Origin of the sequence: Streptomyces sp. NPDC018045 (assembly GCF_044327445.1) — a bacterium.
Lineage (GTDB): Bacteria > Actinomycetota > Actinomycetes > Streptomycetales > Streptomycetaceae > Streptomyces.
The window spans coordinates 207,515-224,910 of the sequence record NZ_JBIRFL010000002.1 but is presented as its reverse complement, the minus strand read 5'-3'; the positions used below and the strand labels follow the sequence as shown (position 1 = coordinate 224,910).

The 17,396-nt window shown below is 74.3% G+C and carries 12 protein-coding genes; 7 read left to right on the top strand and 5 right to left on the bottom strand.

Translation table 11 applies throughout. The features are described 5' to 3' along the window. Positions 1-71 precede the first annotated feature (71 nt). The 3 genes from glgX (at position 72) to otr(A) (ending at position 7,513) form a co-directional block, all read left to right on the top strand. On the top strand, positions 72-2,312 hold the full coding sequence (gene glgX, locus ACH4EB_RS04925; RefSeq protein ID WP_398345902.1) for a glycogen debranching protein GlgX: 2,241 nt from the start codon (positions 72-74) through the stop codon (positions 2,310-2,312). Between the two features lie 563 nt (positions 2,313-2,875). Further along, the gene (gene treY / locus ACH4EB_RS04920; protein ID WP_398345901.1) at positions 2,876-5,326 is read left to right on the top strand and encodes a malto-oligosyltrehalose synthase; all 2,451 of its coding nucleotides are present in this window, start codon (positions 2,876-2,878) and stop codon (positions 5,324-5,326) included. Positions 5,327-5,575: 249 nt separating this feature from the next. Beyond that, entirely contained in the window at positions 5,576-7,513 is a 1,938-nt protein-coding gene (gene otr(A), locus ACH4EB_RS04915; protein WP_398345900.1) for a tetracycline resistance ribosomal protection protein Otr(A), read from the top strand. A gap of 227 nt (positions 7,514-7,740) precedes the next feature. On the opposite strand, the gene ACH4EB_RS04910 is transcribed toward otr(A), so the two are convergent. Beyond that, the gene (locus ACH4EB_RS04910) at positions 7,741-8,286 is read right to left on the bottom strand and encodes an FHA domain-containing protein (protein ID WP_398345899.1); all 546 of its coding nucleotides are present in this window, start codon (positions 8,284-8,286) and stop codon (positions 7,741-7,743) included. Between the two features lie 262 nt (positions 8,287-8,548). Here ACH4EB_RS04910 and ACH4EB_RS04905 point away from each other — a divergent pair, with 262 nt between their 5' ends. After that, entirely contained in the window at positions 8,549-9,475 is a 927-nt protein-coding gene (locus ACH4EB_RS04905; protein WP_398345898.1) for a GNAT family N-acetyltransferase, read from the top strand. A gap of 224 nt (positions 9,476-9,699) precedes the next feature. Then, a complete protein-coding gene (gene treZ, locus ACH4EB_RS04900) occupies positions 9,700-11,415 on the top strand; it encodes a malto-oligosyltrehalose trehalohydrolase (protein WP_398346416.1) in 1,716 nt (571 codons plus the stop codon). 20 nt (positions 11,416-11,435) lie between these two features. Here treZ and ACH4EB_RS04895 read toward each other — a convergent pair whose 3' ends face one another. Then, complete coding sequence (locus ACH4EB_RS04895) at positions 11,436-11,969, bottom strand: type 1 glutamine amidotransferase domain-containing protein (RefSeq protein WP_398345897.1); 534 nt, start codon at positions 11,967-11,969, stop codon at positions 11,436-11,438. 213 nt (positions 11,970-12,182) lie between these two features. Between ACH4EB_RS04895 and ACH4EB_RS04890 the strand changes: the two genes are divergently transcribed. Next, the gene (locus ACH4EB_RS04890) at positions 12,183-13,715 is read left to right on the top strand and encodes a PucR family transcriptional regulator (protein ID WP_398345896.1); all 1,533 of its coding nucleotides are present in this window, start codon (positions 12,183-12,185) and stop codon (positions 13,713-13,715) included. Between the two features lie 155 nt (positions 13,716-13,870). Further along, positions 13,871-14,704, top strand: coding sequence for a metallophosphoesterase family protein (locus ACH4EB_RS04885; protein WP_398346415.1), 834 nt, complete (start codon positions 13,871-13,873; stop codon positions 14,702-14,704). Positions 14,705-14,763: 59 nt separating this feature from the next. On the opposite strand, the gene msrB is transcribed toward ACH4EB_RS04885, so the two are convergent. From msrB to ACH4EB_RS04870, 3 genes are all read right to left on the bottom strand, one after another. Beyond that, complete coding sequence (msrB, locus tag ACH4EB_RS04880) at positions 14,764-15,171, bottom strand: peptide-methionine (R)-S-oxide reductase MsrB (protein WP_398345895.1); 408 nt, start codon at positions 15,169-15,171, stop codon at positions 14,764-14,766. A 15-nt stretch (positions 15,172-15,186) separates the two neighbouring features. Then, complete coding sequence (gene murC, locus ACH4EB_RS04875; protein ID WP_398345894.1) at positions 15,187-16,593, bottom strand: UDP-N-acetylmuramate--L-alanine ligase; 1,407 nt, start codon at positions 16,591-16,593, stop codon at positions 15,187-15,189. 95 nt (positions 16,594-16,688) lie between these two features. Next, complete coding sequence (locus ACH4EB_RS04870) at positions 16,689-17,342, bottom strand: response regulator (RefSeq protein WP_398345893.1); 654 nt, start codon at positions 17,340-17,342, stop codon at positions 16,689-16,691. Positions 17,343-17,396: the final 54 nt, after the last annotated feature.

Below are 17,396 nucleotides of genomic sequence, written 5' to 3'. Positions count from 1 at the left end.
ACGGCGACGCATGACCGCCGTGATGCCTCAAGGCTTCGCGGCGCCCATCGAGGAAGTGGAAGAGTCGACGTATGCAGGTCTGGCCGGGACAGATGTATCCCCTGGGTGCCACGTACGACGGTGCGGGCACCAACTTCGCGGTGTACTCCGAGACGGCGGAACGCATCGAGCTGTCACTGCTGCACGACGACGGCTCGGAGACCGCCGTCGAACTGCGGGAGACCGACGCGTTCGTACGGCACGCCTACCTCCCCGGGATCATGCCGGGGCAGCGGTACGGCTTCCGGGTGCACGGCCCGTACAAGCCGGAGCGCGGTGACCGGCACAACTCCGCCAAGCTGCTGCTGGACCCGTACGCGAAGGCGGTCAGCGGCGCCATCGACTGGCACGAGGCGGTGTACGGCTACCACTTCGGCAGGCCGGACAGCCGCAACGACCTCGACTCGGCGCCGCACACGATGGCGTCGGTCGTCGTCAACCCGTACTTCGACTGGGGCGACGACCGTCCGCCCCGTACCGACTACCACGAGACGGTGCTCTACGAGGCACACGTCAAGGGCCTGACCATGCTCCACCCCGACCTGCCGGACGACCTGCGCGGCAGCTACGCGGCGCTGGCGCACCCCGCGGTCATCGAGCACCTGACCGAGCTGGGGGTCACGGCCCTGGAGCTGATGCCGGTCCACCAGTTCGTGCACGACCACCGGCTGGTGGACACGGGGCTGGCGAACTACTGGGGCTACAACACCATCGGCTTCTTCGCCCCGCACAACGCGTACGCCTCCTGGGGCGACCGGGGGCAGCAGGTGCTGGAGTTCAAGTCGGCGGTGCGGGCGCTGCACGAGGCCGGCATCGAGGTCATCCTCGACGTGGTCTACAACCACACGGCGGAGGGCAACCACCTCGGCCCGACGCTGTCCTTCCGCGGCCTGGACAACGCCTCGTACTACCGGCTGTCCGACGACCCGCGCTACTACACGGACACCACGGGCACCGGCAACTCGCTGCTGATGCGCAGCCCGCACGTCCTCCAGCTCATCATGGACTCGCTGCGCTACTGGGTGCAGGAGATGCGGGTGGACGGGTTCCGCTTCGACCTGGCGGCGACGCTGGCCCGGCAGTTCCACGAGGTCGACCGGCTGTCCTCGTTCTTCGACCTGGTACAGCAGGACCCGGTGGTCAGCCAGGTCAAGCTGATCGCCGAGCCCTGGGACGTGGGCGAGGGCGGCTATCAGGTGGGGAACTTCCCGCCGCTGTGGACCGAGTGGAACGGCAAGTTCCGCGACACCGTACGGGACCTGTGGCGTGGCGAACCCCGCACCCTCGCCGAGTTCGGCTCCCGGCTGACCGGTTCCTCCGACCTCTACCAGGGCGACGGACGGCGCCCGCTGGCCTCCGTCAACTTCGTCACCTGCCACGATGGCTTCACCCTGCGCGACCTGGTCAGTTACGACAACAAGCACAACGAGGCCAACGGCGAGGACAACCAGGACGGCGAGAGCTTCAACCGTTCCTGGAACTGCGGGGCCGAGGGGCCGACGGACGACCCCGCGGTGCGGGAGCTGCGGGCCCGGCAGATGCGCAACTTCATCGCCACACTGCTGCTGTCGCAGGGCGTGCCGATGCTCAGCCACGGCGACGAGTTCGGGCGCACCCAGCACGGCAACAACAACGCGTACTGCCAGGACAACGAGCTGGCGTGGGTGCACTGGCCGGGAACCGGCGAGGGCGGCGGCTCCGGCGCGGAGACGGGGGACGGGGGCGGGGCCGGGGCCGGGCCCGGGGCGGAAGAGGGCCCGGAGGCGGCGGCCGGCCGCGAGGCGGACCGTGAGCAGGCCGCCGTCCGCGAAGAGGGCCGCGAGATGCTCGCCTTCGTCCGGCAGATGGTGTGGCTGCGGCGCGACCACCCGGTCTTCCGGCGGCGGCGCTTCTTCCACGGGCGGCCCATGGAGGGCACCCACGACGAACTGTCCGACATCGCCTGGTTCACCGCCGAGGGCGAGGAGATGCGGCAGCGGGACTGGCAGGCGGCACACGCCAAGTCGCTGACGGTCTTCCTCAACGGCAGCGCGATCACCGAACCGGGCTCGCGCGGCGAGCGGATCACCGACGACTCCTTCCTGCTGATGTTCAACGCGCACGCGGGCGACCGCGAGTTCACCGTGCCGGTCGACCACGGCCGCCAGTGGCAGGCGGTCGTGGACACCGCCCACCCGGAGGCGGTCGCCGACGGCGGCGGACTCAAGGCCCAGGCCGGCGACCGCCTCACCCTGCCCGGCCGCAGCCTGCTGGTGCTCCAGCGGCCCGCTTGAGACGTTCCCGGGCGGACGCAGGGGGCCGGGGGAACGTCTTCGGACGGCGGTGCCCCCAGCCGTCAGCCCCGGCCCCGCGCCGCGTGGCGCGAGGCCAGGGGCCGGGGCACGGGGCCGGGGCACGGGCACGGCCCGGAGCCGCGCGGCGCGTGTACGGAGCGCCGCATCCGGGACTGGTCCGGGTACGCCACTGGCCGTACACCCCGCTCCGCCATTGCGGTGGATCCTGCCGGTTCCGTACGGCCGGGTTCCGGCTGCCGTACGGCGTGGTCCGAGTGCTCACGCCAGGCGGCGGCCCGGTACCGGCCCGGTGTCCGTACGGCGGTGGCGGTCCGGCTCCGGTCCAGTGGGCGTACGGCGGTGGCGGTCCGGTCCCGGTCCGGCCCCCTTGGGCGCGACGGCCGGAGGGGCGGAGGCGGTGAGCGGCGGGGGCGGAGGACATCGGCCGACGCCGTCCGGCGCGCCGCCGGGGGCCGTGCGGACGGTACAGACGAGGCGTTCCGGCGCCAGGGCGCCCCGGGCCGGATGAAACAACAAGCCGTCCGGCGGGTACGGGTGTTCCCATGACGGCCGAACCCAGTGCGCCCCCCACCACGACCGCGCCCCCCACCGCCACGTACCGGCTCCAGCTCCAGCCGGACCTGCCCTTCGCCGCGGCCGAGAAGACCGTGCCGTACCTCGCGGCACTGGGCGTCTCGCACCTCCATCTCTCCCCCGTGCTGGAGGCGGCGCCCGGGTCCACGCACGGCTACGACGTGGTGGACCACACGGCGGTACGGGCCGAGCTGGGTGGCGAGGAGGGGCTGCGGGCGCTGGCCGCGACGGCCGCGGCGCACGGGCTGCGGCTGGTGGTGGACACCGTGCCCAACCACATGGCCGTCCCGGCGCCGGAGTCGCTGAACGCCCCGCTGTGGGCGGTGCTGCGGGACGGTCCCGCGTCCCCGTACGCCCGCTGGTTCGACATCGACTGGGACGGCGGGCACGGCGGGCGGGTGCTGCTGCCGGTGCTGGGCGGGCGGCTGGGCGACGAACTGGGCGCCATCCGGGTCGACGGCGACGTGCTGCGCTACCACGACCACGCCTTCCCCGTCAGACCCGGTACGGAGCACCTGCCGCTGCCCCGCCTGCTGGACGCGCAGTGGTACCGCCTCGCCTGGTGGCGCCTGGCCCGGAGCGAGATCAACTACCGGCGGTTCTTCACCATTTCGGACCTGATCGGGGTGCGCGTCGAGGTACCGGAGGTCTTCGACGCGACCCATGCCACGGTCCTGCGGCTGCTGCGCGAAGGCGTCGTCGACGGACTGCGCGTCGACCACCCGGACGGCCTGGCCGCCCCCGGCGACTACCTCGCCCGGCTGCACACCGCCACCGGGGGCCGCTGGACGGTGGTCGAGAAGATCTTGACCGGCCGGGAGTGCCTGCCGCACGGCTGGAGGTGCGCGGGCACCACCGGCTACGACGCGCTGCGGCACCTCGACGGCCTGTTCGTCTGCCCGCTCGGCTCCGGGCGCCTGTTCAGCGTCTACCGGGACTTCGTCGCCCCGCTCGCGGACGCCGGCGGGGACTGGGAGGAAACGGTACGCCGCGCCGCCTACGAAGTCGTCGACCACGACCTCGCTGCGGAGGTCGAACGGCTGGTGCGCACCGCCGGGCGGATCAGCGACCGGGCCTCCCACCAGGGCGATCACGCGCCCTGGGCGCTGCGGACCGCCGTACGGGAACTGCTGGTCCGGCTGCCCGTCTACCGCCCGTACGCCACTGACGGCCCCGGGGCGCGGGACGCGCAGCGCGACGAGCTGGACGCGGCGATGCTGGCCGAGGCCGCCGCGCGGGCGCGCACGGTCTTCCGCGCGCCGGAGGAGGCGCTGGCGGTCGACCTGGTGCGCGACCTCGCGCTCGGCCTGCTCGGGGACGGCCCGGACCGCGCGGACTTCTGCGCGCGCTTCGCCCAGACGTCGTCCGCGCTGCGCGCCAAGTCCGTGGAGGACACCGCCTTCTACCGCTACGTGCCGCTCCTGTCGGCCTGCGAGGTCGGCGCCGACCCGGGGGCGCCCGCGGTGGGCGCCGACACCTTCCACGCGTACTGCGCCCGCATCCAGCGGGACTGGCCGCTGACCTCGACGGTGCTCTCCACCCACGACACCAAGCGCAGCGCCGACGTCCGGGCACGGCTGGCCGTCCTGACCGAATGCCCGGACCGGTGGCGGGAGCTGCTGCGCCGGGTGTCCGCCGGGCCGGCCGGGCGCGAGGGGCCGCAGCCGCCGGACCAGCAGGTGGCGTGGGTGGCCTGGCAGACCGCCTTCGGCCTCGGCAGGCCGTCCGCCGAACGGCTGATCCCGTCGGTGCTGAAGGCCACCCGCGAAGCCGGACTGCACACGTCCTGGACCGATCAGGACGCCGGGTACGAGGAGGCGGTCGGCGACTTCCTGCGCGCGGGACCGTGCGGCCCGGCCGCGTCCGCGCTCACCGAGCTGGCCGTCGACCTCGCACCGTACGTCCGCGCCAATGTGCTCGGCGCGGCGCTGCTGCACCTGACCATGCCCGGCGTGCCCGACCTGTACCAGGGCACCGAGACCGAGTACAACGCCCTGGTCGACCCGGACAACCGCCGCCCGCCCCGGCTGCGCGCCGACCTGCTCACCGAACTCGACGACGGCGCCGAACCGCAGGACCTGTCCGCGGAGAAGCTGCTGCTGACCGCGACGGCCCTGCGCCTGCGGCGGACCCGTCCCGAATGGTTCGGCGCCCAGGGCACGTACACGTCCCTGCACGCCGACGGCACGGCAGCCGGCCACTGCCTGGCCTTCGCCCGGGCCGGCCGCGCGGTGACGGTGGCCACCCGCCTCTCCCTCCGGCTCGCCGAGGACGGCGGCTGGCGCGACACGGAACTGACCCTGCCGGCCGACGGACCATGGCGCGACCTGCTCACCGGCCGCGAACTGCCGGGCCCGGTGGTGTGCCTGCGCCGACTGCTGGAGCGCCGTCCGGTGGCACTGCTGGTCGCGGAGGAGTGACGGGGACGGTCGCGGCTCCGGACCGAGAAGGGTGCTGAAGCGGCCGGCCGGCGCCGGGGGCCCGGCCGGGAAAAAGAAGTTGCGCCGCACCCGTCGCACGTCCACCATCGGCGCGTACGAGCAGCATCCCGCGCGTACGGAACATCCCGTGCGCGCGCCGGGACACAGGCAGGAGCAGCGGCATGCGCCGAAACCTCGGAACCACTCAGCGCCCTTGTCGGACGACGGTTCTTGAGGTCTCGACCACCCATGCACACCCTGAACATCGGCATCCTGGCCCACGTCGACGCGGGTAAGACCAGCCTGACCGAGCGGCTCCTGTACGCGGGCGGCGCCATCGACCGGCTCGGCAGTGTGGACGCCGGGGACACCCGGACCGACACCGGCGCCATCGAGCGTGCGCGCGGCATCACGATCCGGTCCGCGGTCGCCTCCTTCACCGCGGGTGACGTCCAGGTCAACCTGATCGACACCCCCGGGCACTCCGACTTCATCGCCGAGGTCGAGCGTGCCCTGGGCGTCCTGGACGGTGCCGTGCTGCTCCTGTCCGCCGTCGAAGGCGTACAGGCGCGTACGCGTGTCCTGATGAAGACGCTGCGGCGGCTGCGGCTGCCCACCCTGCTGTTCGTCAACAAGATCGACCGGGTGGGCGCGCGGACCGACGCGCTGGTGGCGGACGTCCGCCGTACCCTGGCGCCGCACGTCGTCCCGATGGCCGCCGTGCGCGACGCGGGCACGCCGGACGCGCGTACCGTCCCGCTCCGCGCCCGGGTGCCCGCCGTACGGGCCCGGCTGACCGAACTCCTCGCCGACGCCGACGAGGGCGTGCTCGCCCGGGCCGTGGACGGTCCGCCGCCCACCCCGGACGAGCTGCTGGCCGCGCTGGCCGCCCGTACCGCGGACGGCTCGGTGCACCCGCTCTACTTCGGTTCGGCGCTCGGCGGGCAGGGCGTCGGCGCACTCATCGACGGCCTGACCCGGCTGATCCCGCCGGTGCCGGGCGCCGCCGGAGCCCCGCCGCGCGGCACGGTCTTCGCCGTCCGGCGTGAGCCGGGCGGCGGCAAGAGCGCCTACCTGCGGCTCTACGAGGGCGAGTTGCGGCCGCGCCGGCAGCTCACCCTGCACCGGAGGGAACCGGACGGCACGGCCACCCGCGTCGAGGGCCGGATCACGGCGCTGGAGATCGTGGGGCGCCCGCAAGGTGACCGGGAGCCGCTCACGGCGGGCAACATCGCGGTGCTGCGCGGCCTGCCCGGCGTCCGCGTCGGCGACCGGCTGGGCGGCGAGGCGCCCGGTACGCACCGGAAGGGGGACGGCGCGCTGTTCGCCCCGCCCACCCTGGAGACCGTGGTGCGCGCCCGGCGCCCGGCGGAAGCCGCCCGGCTGCGCGCCGCGCTGCTGGCCCTGGCGGAACAGGACCCGCTCATCCAGGCCCGGCCGGCCGCGTCGGGCGCCACCTCGGTCCTCCTCTACGGGGAGGTCCAGAAGGAGATTCTCGCGGCCACGCTCCTCCAGGAGGACGGCATCGCGGCGGACTTCGCGCCGAGCCGGGTGGTGTGCGTGGAGCGGCTGCTGGGCACCGGCGAGGCGTACGAGGAGATCACCGGACGCGACCACGTCGGCTGGTGGGCGACGGTCGGCCTGCGCGTCGAGCCCGGCCCCCGCGGGTCCGGCCCGCGCTTCACGTACGAGACCGAACTCGGCGCGCTGCCGCACGGTTTCCACCAGGCCGTCGAGGACACGGTGTACGCGTCGCTGCGCACCGGGCCGCGGGGCTGGGCGGTCACCGACTGCCGTGTCGTGCTGACCCGTTCCGGTTTCGTGGGCCCGGTCAGTACGGCCGGTGACTTCCGCGGGCTCACGCCGGCCGTACTGGCGCGCGCCCTGCGCCGGGCCGGGACGCGGGTGTACGAACCGTGCCACTCCTTCGAGGCGGAGGTGCCGCTCGACACGATCGCCCCGGTCACCGCGCGGCTCGCGGCCCTGGGCGCCCGGTTCGACGACACCACGGCCGCGGGCGGACGCTGGCTCCTCACCGGCACTCTCCCGGCCCGCCGGGTCCCCGACGCCGAACGGCGGCTGCCGGGGCTCACCCACGGCGAGGGCACGTGGTGGTCCCAGCCGGCGGGCCCGGCAGAGGATCGGCCGACGTCGGAAGGGGCTCCGTACACGTCGGCACCGTCCTGAGCCGGGCGGGCGGCGGGCTTGAGGGGCGGCAACGGGCCGGGGAGCGGGCCGTCGCGAGGGCCCGGGCGGCTGACGTCGAGGGCGCCCGGGCGGCTGCCGCAGCGGTCCCAGCGCGGCTTCGGTACGTCGGTGCCGACCCGCCGGCGCCTGCCCCCGATGCCCACCCACCGGCGCCGACGTGCCACGTCGTACCCGTCGGCTCCTGCCTGGCTCCTGTCCGTCGGCGTCTACCCGTCGGTGAGGACGTACCCCACGCTGCCGAACGCCACATGGTCGCCCGGCTGCACCAGCACCTCGCCCACCACCCGGCGGCCGTTGACGCAGGTGCCGTTGGTGGAACCGAGGTCGCGCAGGAGCCAGCCGCCGCCCGCGCTGCGCAGTTCGGCGTGGGCGCGCGAGACGGTGTCGTGGTTCAGACGCAGGCCGGAGCCGGGGGCGCGCCCTATGAGGAGGGGGAACGGCCCCGGCGCGGGGAGCAGCAGCTTCGGCAGCCGCTCGCGGCGCCACGCCCTGCGGACCATGATGTTGAACGCCGAGACCTTGCCCACCGCGCGCAGCACGGCGCCCTCGACCCGGCCCCGGGAGGCCAGGTCGGCGGTGGCGGCGGCGAGTTCGGCGTGCCGGCGGGCGCCGAGCACCAGTTCCAGCCGCCGCAGGAAGGTGTCCTGGGACAGCCTGCCTTGCGCCGCGCCCTCGCGCAGCAGTTCCAAGGCGCGTTCCCGGTCGGCTTCCGACGGGCGTGCCGGTCGGGCCGGGAACTCCAGCGATGTCATGCCGGAGATTGTCCGGTGCCCGCACGCCGGTGTCCAGCCGGACGGACCGGAGCGGCGCCCGGCGGGCGGCGCCGGGCGCGCGCCGGAAATCCGTGGCGCCGTGCCCGCTCCTCGGGCCAGGCTCTGCGCCGGCCCTGGAAGAGGAGAGGAGGCGAGAGCCGTGCCGAAGTACCCGTTCCCGCGCTCCCGCCCCGCCCGCCGGGGCGTCCTGGGCTGATTCCGGCCGGCCGGGAGCGCATCGCCTGCCTTCCGAGAGGACCTCATGACCGAGTTGCTCATCCGCGCGCTCGCCGAGAGCGACGCGTATCTGTTCGACACGCTGGACGGCCCCACCGCCGGTCTCGTCGGCCATCCGCCCTTCGGGCGCCACTACGCGACCTTCGTCCAGGGCGGCCAGTACCGCCCCGAGTGGATGTGGGTCGCGCTGCGCGACGGTGTGGTGGTGGCCCGCGCCGCCTGGTGGGCCGGGCCGGACGACACCCGGCCGGCCGCCCTGGACCGGTTCGACTTCGCGCCGGGCGAGGCGGACGCCGCCGTCCGGCTGTTGCGCGCCGCGCCCCCGCACGCCGAGTACGTCCTGCAACTGCCGTCGCGCTGGCGGGACCGGGCGGCCGTACGGGACGCCGCCCGCGCCAGGATGGACGCGGCCGCCGAGGCCGGTCTCGCGCCGCTCGTCGAACGGTTCCGCTCCACCTGGACGCCCGAGTGCGGGCTCCCGGAGCCCCCGGGACGGCTGGTGTTCCGTCCCGAACCCGACGACGGGGTGTTCCCGGACATTCTGCGGCGCGTCGAGACCGGCTCGCCGGACGCCCACGCCCGGCGGGCGATCGCCGAGGGCGGCGTCGAGCGGGCGGCCCAGGAGGAGCTGGACTTCTTCCGCTGGTGCCCGTCGCCGCGCGAGTGGTGGCGGGTCGCCTGGACGGCCGGTCCCGGGCGGGGCGGCGAAGCCGTCGGGCTGCACGTGCCCGCCCGTAACCTCCAGGCGCCCGTCATCGGGTTCATCGGCATCGTGCCGGAGCACCGCGGCCGGGGGTACGGCTACGACCTGCTCGTCGACTGCACCCGTCACCTCGCGGAACACGGCGCGGAAAAGATCATCGGCGAAACGGACCAGCCGAACGTCCCGATGGCGGCGGCTTTCGCCGAGGCGGGCTACCCGATGACGCAGGAGCGTGCATTCTTCGTCTGAGAGCGGGCGGAGCATTCTCCGTCCGTGCCGGACGAGGGAGGACAGCCGTGCTCTTCGAGGTGTGGGCGCCGAACGCCGGACAGGTCGCGCTCCAGTTCGTCACGCCCCGGGGCGCTGCCGCGGACGGCGCGGACCGGGAAGGGGGCGGGGCAAACACCCCGGCGACGGGGCACACCCTGACGACCGGGCACGCCGCGGCGACGGGGCAGGCCCCCGCGGGGCGGGTGCCCGCCGAGCACGTCCCCATGGAGCGCGATCCCGGCCGCGCGGGCTGGTGGCGGGCCGACGTGCCGGCCCGCCACGGTGACCGCTACGGCTTCCGCCTCGACGACGGCCCGCTCCTGCCCGATCCGCGCTCGGCCCGGCAGCCCGAAGGGCCGGACGGGCCGAGCGCGGTCGTCGAGCACGACCGTTTCGGCTGGCGGCACGACTGGCCCGGCCGTCCCCTGCCGGGTGCGGTCCTCTACGAGCTGCACACGGGGACGTTCACCGGCGCCGGCACCTTCGACGCCGCCGTGGAACGCCTGCCGCACCTCGCCGGACTGGGCGTCACCCACCTCGCGCTGATGCCGGTCTGCCCGTTCCCCGGGACGCACGGCTGGGGGTACGAGGGGGTGGCCCCCTGGGCCGTGCACGAGCCGTACGGGGGCCCGGACGGGCTCAAGCGCCTGGTCGACGCCGCTCATGGGCACGGCCTGGGCGTCGTCCTCGACGTCGTGCACAACCATCTCGGCCCGTCCGGCAACCATCTGCCCGCGTTCGGGCCGTACTTCACCGAGACCCATCACACCCCGTGGGGCGCCGCGGTGAACCTCGACGCACCCGGCTCGGACGACGTCCGCGCGTACTTCATCGAGAGCGCGCTCGCCTGGCTGCGCGACTACCGGATCGACGGCCTGCGCCTCGACGCCGTCCACGCGCTGATCGACACCCGCGCCCGCCACTTCCTGGCGGACCTGTCCGCCGCCGTCGACGCGCTCGCCGCACACCTGCGCCGCCCGCTGTTCCTCATCGCCGAGTCGGACCTCAACGACCCGCGCACCACCACGCCGCGCGCGGACGGCGGCCACGGCCTGCACGCCCAGTGGAACGACGACTTCCACCACAGCCTGCACACCGCGCTGACCGGCGAGTCCCAGGGCTACTACGCCGACTTCGCCCGCGCGCCGCTCGCCGCTCTCGCCAAGACGCTGACCGGCGGCTTCTTCCATGACGGTACGTACTCCAGCTTCCGCGGCCGCCGGCACGGCAGCCCGCTGGACCGGCGCGCCACCGGCGCCCACCGCCTGCTGGCCTACGCCCAGACGCACGACCAGATCGGCAACCGGGCGCTCGGCGACCGGCTGGCCGCCGGCCTCTCCCCCGGCCTCGTCGCCTGCGGGGCCGCGCTGGTGCTGTGCTCCCCGTTCACGCCGATGCTGTTCATGGGCGAGGAGTGGGCGGCCCGTACGCCCTGGCAGTTCTTCACCGACCATACGGACCCGGAGCTGGCGGAGGCGGTACGCACCGGGCGCCGCCGCGAGTTCGCCGAGCACGGCTGGCGTGCGTCGGAGATCCCCGACCCGCAGGACCCGGCGACGCGGGACCGCTCCTGCCTGGACTGGACGGAGCGGGAGCGCGAGCCGCACGCCGCACTGCTGGCCTGGTACCGCACCCTGCTCGCGGTGCGCGCCGCCCATCCGTCGCTCACCGACCCGGACCTGACGCGTACCGAGGTCACCTACGACGAGGAGGCCCGCTGGCTGTCCCTGCGGCGCGGCCCGGTGCGGGTGGTGGTGCACCTCGGCGCGGGCGGTACGGCGGTGGTGCCGGGCGGGAGCGCGCGGGCGCGGGTGCTCGCGGCGTGGCCGGACGCGGACGCGGCGGCGGCCGGCCCGGACGGCGTCCTGGGACTGCCGCCCGAGTCGGCCGCGGTGCTGCTGGAAGGGGAGGCGGAGTGACCGGTGCCCCGGAGCGGGGATCAGCGCGAGAACTCCGCGACGAACGTGTCGCAGAATGCCTTGAGGTCGTCCGGCTTGCGGCTGGTGATGAGCTTGTTGGGGCCGCCGGTGCAGACCTTGACCTGCTCGTCCACCCAGGTGCCGCCGGCGTTCCGGACGTCCGTCGCCAGGCTCGGCCAGGACGTCAGCGTACGGTCGCGCACCACGTCCGCCTCGATCAGCGTCCACGGCGCGTGACAGATCGCCGCCACCGGCTTGCCCGCGTCGAAGAAGCCGCGGACGAACGCCACGGCCTTCTCGTTCATCCGCAGCGCGTCCGGGTTGGCGACGCCGCCGGGCAGCACCAGTCCGGTGAAGTCGCCGACCTGTGCCTGGTCCACGGTCTGGTCGACGGGGAAGGTGTCCGCCTTGTCCAGGTGGTGGAACGCCTGGACCCGGCCGGACTCGGTGGAGACGAGCTTCGGGGTGCCGCCGGCGTCGATCACCGCCTGCCACGGCTCGGTCAGCTCGACCTGCTCGATGCCTTCGGGTGCTACGAGAAACGCCACCTGCATGGCCGCTCATCCTTTGCGCTCGTCTTGCGTACGAAGGGGTGTTCCCCTTGCGGTCTTCTTTTCGCATCCCCGGTCGCAACCGGGCAAAAACGTGCCAAACGGGATGTGATCTGCCTTCGGCGAGCGGGTACCGGGATGCGCCGCCCCGCAAACGGGGCAGCCCCGCACTGTCCCGACCGTCCACCGGGACTCCACCTGTTAGACACTGTGTCCATGCCCCTGCGTATCGCCGACCTCCTCGCCCGGCCCGAGCTGAACCTGTCGGTGACCTACGACGTCCCGGCCGGGCCGCTGGACCGCCCGGTCGAGGCCGCGACCGTCTCCGACCTGCTGCACCCGGGAAAGTGGCTCCAGGGCGGCGAACTGCTGATGACGATCGGCCTGGTGCTGCCGATGGAACCGGCGGCCTGCCGGGCGTATGTGCGCGACGTGACCGAGGGCGGCGCGGCCTGCCTCGCGCTCGGACTCGGCACCGGACTCCCGTACCAGGAGGCCCCCGCGCCGCTGGTCGACGCGGCGCGCGAAGCGGGCCTGCCGCTGCTCACGGTGCCCGACGACGTGCCGTTCATCGCGGTCACCAAGGCGGTGTTCGACGCGCGCGCCGACGAGCAGCGCGCGGTGCTCCACCGGGCCTTCGCGACGCAGCGGCGGCTCACCGCGGCGGCGACGGACAGCGGGCTCCAGCCGATGCTGGAGGAGTGGACCGCCGCCACCGGCGTCGGCGCGGCGGTCCTCGACCCGCTCGGGCGGCTGCTCGCCACGGGCGGCGGACAGCGGACCCCGCCCCCGGCAGCGGCACATGACCTCGTCGAGCGGGTCGCCGCACGCGGCCTGCGCGGCAGCGCGTCCAGCACGGCCGGCGGCCGCCAGATGGAGGTGCAGCCGCTCGGCGCGCGGCGGCTGCGCGGCCTGCTGCTGCTCACCGGCAGCCCGGACGCGGCCGCCCGCGCCGTGGTCCCCGGCCTGGTCTCGCTGCTCTCCCTGGAGCTGGAGCGCCGCCACCTGATGGACGAGCCGGAGCGGCGCCGCCGGTCGGCGCTGCTCTCGGAGCTGCTGTCCGACGCGGAGGGGCCCGCGGGCCGGGCCCGGGGCATCCTCGCCGCCGCCGGGCTCCACGACGACCGGGTACGCGGCGTCGTCGTCGAACCCCCGGCCGCCGGCCCGGCGGACAGCGGGCCGCACGACATCGCCGCCGACCTGGCGCTGGCCGTGCCCGGCGGCCTGGTCCGGGTCGCGGACAGCGGGCTCGTCGAGGCCGTGGTGGGCGCGGGGCTGGACGTGCGGGACGTGCTCGGCCGGTTCGCGCCGCGCCGCCCCGCCGGCATCGGCCCGCTCACCCCGCCGGACGCGGTCCGGGTCTCGCTGCGGCAGGCGGCGGGGCTGCTGGGCGTCAGCCGGGCGAGCGGGGTGCCCGAGGAGGCCCGGCAGAGCGCGGCCAGCCGCCTGCTGCTCGACCTCGGCGACCGCCGTACGCTGCACGGCTACGCCGACGCCGTACTCGGCCCGCTCGATCTCGCCGAGCACGGCGAGGAGTTGCTGACGACGCTGGCGGCCTGGCTGGAGACCGGCGGCGCGTGGGACGCGACCAGCCGCCGCCTCGGCGTGCACCGGCACACCGTACGCAACCGGCTCGACAAGGCGATGGCCCTGACCGGGCGCCGGCTCGACGACCCCGACGACCGCTTCGACCTGTGGCTGGCCACCCGCGTCCGGCGCGGCGGCGACGCCCCGCCGGAACGGCCCTGACGGCCGGGCTCCCCGCCCGGATGTGTCCAACAGCCCACCCCCCGGCGTGTCCACGCCCCGGCCTCCTGTCCTACCGTCGGCTCATGCAGATCCCATGCTCCGAAGGAGACCGCACCGCCGCGACCGACCGGGAAGCGGTCGCGCCCGGCAGGCTGATGGCCATCAGCGACCTGCACATCCGCTACGAGGACAACCGCGCGATCGTCGAGCGGCTGCGGCCCGCCTCGGACGCCGACTGGCTGCTGGTGGCCGGGGACATCGGTGAGTACGTCGCGGACATCCGCTGGGCGCTGACCGTGCTCAGCAGCCGCTTCGCCAAGGTGATCTGGGTGCCGGGCAACCACGAGCTGTGGACCCCGTCCAACGACCCCGTGCAGTTGCGCGGTGTCCGGCGCTACGAGCACCTGGTGGAGATCTGCCGGGAGCTGGGTGTCCTGACGCCCGAGGACCCCTACCCGGTCTGGGAGGGCGAGGGCGGCCCGGCCGTGATCGCCCCGCTCTTCGCGCTGTACGACTACACCTTCCGCCCGCCCGGTACCCACACCAAGGAGGCGGCGCTGGCGGTCGCCGAGGAGGCCGGGGTGGTCTGCACGGACGAGTTCTTCCTGCACCCGGACCCGTACCCGACCAGAGAGGCGTGGTGCCGGGCCCGGGTGGCGGCCACCGAGGCCCGGCTCGCCGAGATTCCCGGGGACCTGCCCACGGTGCTGGTCAACCACTGGCCGATCGTCCGCGAGCCCACCGAGCCGCTGTGGCACCCGGAGTTCGCCCTGTGGTGCGGTACCGAGGCCACCGCCGACTGGCCGCGCCGCTTCCGCGCCGCCAGTGTCGTCTACGGCCATCTGCACATACCGCGCACCATCGAGGTGGACGGCATCCCGCATGTGGAGGTGTCCCTGGGCTACCCGCGCGAATGGCGCCGCCGCAAGGCGGCTCCGGGGCAGCTCGTGCAGATCCTTCCGGCGGTGGCGCGGGCGCCGCAGTTCTGACGGGGCCGCCCGCCGTACGGCCGCCGGCCCGGCTCCGCGCCGGGCCCGGCGGCCCCGGGTCAGCTCCCGTCCGCCGTCAGCCGCACCGAGATGGAGTTGATGCAGTAACGCTGGTCGGTCGGGGTCGGATAGCCCTCGCCCTCGAAGACGTGGCCGAGGTGGGAGCCGCAGCGGGCGCAGCGGACCTCCGTGCGGACCATGCCGTGCGAGCGGTCCTGGAGGAGTTCCACGGCGTCGCTGTCCTTCGGGTCGTAGAAGGACGGCCAGCCGCAGTGGCTCTCGAACTTCGTCTCCGAGCGGAACAGTTCGGCACCGCAGGCGCGGCAGGAGTAGACGCCCGCCGTCTTCGTGTCGGTGTACTCACCGACGAACGCGGGCTCCGTGCCGCCCTGGCGCAGGACCTGGTACTCCTGCGGGGTCAGCTCGGCGCGCCACTGCTCGTCCGGCTTGTCGATCTCGTACGGCATGAGTCCCTCTGCTTCCTATCGGCTCTGCAGGCGCGCGAGGATCTGCGGGCCGAGTTCGGTCACGTCACCCGCGCCCATGGTGAGAACAAGGTCGCCGGGCTCCGCCATTCCTGCCACCACCTCGGGAATCGCGGACATGTCGGATTCGGCGGTCACCCGGGCACCCTTGGCCTGGGCCGCTTCGATGATCAGAGCGCTGGTGACCCCCGGGAGCGGGTCCTCACGGGCCGGATAGATGTCCAGCACCACGGAGGCGTCGGCGAGGGTGAGCGCCTCGCCCATCTCCTTGCCCAGCTCCTGGGTGCGCGAGAAGAGATGCGGCTGGAAGACGACCAGGACGCGGGAGCCGGTGGCGGCGCCGCGGATGGCCTCCAGGTCGGCGGTCATCTCGGTGGGGTGGTGCGCGTAGGAGTCGATGACCTGGACGCCGGCCGCCTCGCCCTGGAGCTGGAGGCGGCGCTTGACGCCGGTGTACGTGCCGAGCGCGGAGGCCAGGTTGTGCGGCGGGAGGCCGAGCGCGGTGCCGGCGGCGAGGGCCGCGACGGCGTTGAGGGCGTAGTGCCGGCCGGGCACCGAGACGGTGAAGGTGAGGACCTTGCCGGTGGCCAGGACGACGGTGACCTCGCTGGTCAGCCCGCGCTGGTTGATCTTGTGGACCCGTACGTCGGCGTCCTCGGCCTCGCCGTAGGTGACGATCTCGATGTCGAGGCGGCCGGACAGGCGCGAGGTCAGCTCGCGGGCGCCCGGGTGGTCGGCGGAGACGACGAGGGTGCCGCCGGGGCGGATCCGGGCGGCGAACGTCTCGAAGGACTCGTAGATCTCGTCCATCGACGCGTAGTTGGCGTGGTGGTCCAGCTCGACGTTGAGGACGATGGCGACCTCGGGCGCGTACTTGTGGAAGCTGCGGTCGCTCTCGTCCGCCTCCGCCACGAAGATCTCGCCGCTGCCGTGCTCGGCGTTGGAACCGGGGGCGTCCAGATCGCCGCCGATCGCGTACGACGGGGACAGGCCGAGGGAGGCCAGGGAGACGGCCAGCATGGAGGTGGTGGTCGTCTTGCCGTGGGTGCCGGCCACGGCGATCGGGCGCAGGCCGTCCATGAGGGCGGCCAGCGCGTCGGAGCGGTGCACGACGGGGATGCCGCGCTCACGGGCGGCGGCCAGCTCCGGATTGTCGTCGCGGATCGCGGAGGAGACGACGACGCTGGTGGCGTCCTCGGCCAGATGCGCGGCGGCGTGGCCGATGTGGACCGTGGCGCCGGAGTCGCGCAGGGCGCGGACGGTCGCCGTCTCCTTGGCGTCGCTGCCCGCGACCCGGGCGCCGCGCCGGGCGAGGATCTTCGCAATGCCGGACATCCCGGCGCCGCCGATGCCGATGAAGTGCGGTCGGTCCATCGCGTCGGGGATGCCCGGGGACGGTGCCATGCGTCAGTCTCCTGCTCGTCGATCTCTACGTCCGTACGGCCACGATTCTCGCACCCGGCACCGACAGCCGGTGCCGGGCGGGCCCCGGCCCCGGCTCAGCGGCGGATCAGGCCGCGTGCGGTGGCCGCGGCGACCGCCGACGTACGGGAGTCGACGCCCAGCTTCGCGTAGATGTGCACCAGGTGGGACTTGACCGTGGCCTGGCTGAGGAAGAGCCGCTTGCTGATCGAGGCGTTGGACAGGCCGTCGGCGACGAGCTGGAGCACCTCGGTCTCGCGCCGGGACAGAGCCGTGGCGGGGGCGCGCATCCGGTCCATCAGGCGCAGGGCGATGGTCGGCGCGAGGGCCGACTTGCCGGCCGCGGCGGTACGGACGGCGGCGGCCAGCTCCTCGGGCGGCGCGTCCTTGAGGAGGTAGCCGGTGGCGCCGGCCTCGATGGCGGCGAGGATGTCCGCGTCGGTGTCGTACGTGGTCAGGACCAGGACGCGCGGGGCTCCGTCGCGTGCGGTGATGGCGGCGGTGGCCTGCGAGCCGAGCATTCGGCCGCCGAACTGGAGGTCCATCAGGACCACGTCGACGTCCGGCCGGGCGGCCCGGTCGACGGCCTCCTCGGCCGTGGGGACGTCCGCGACGACCGCGAAGTCCGGCTCGGTCTCCAGGACGGCGCGCAGCCCGGCCCGTACGACCGGGTGGTCGTCGGCCAGGAGGAGGCCGATGGCGGCGGGGCGGGGGCCGGACAGAGGAAGCATCGCTCAGCTATTTCGGTCGGGGTGGTGGCGGGAGACGGTGGTCGTCTTGAGGCG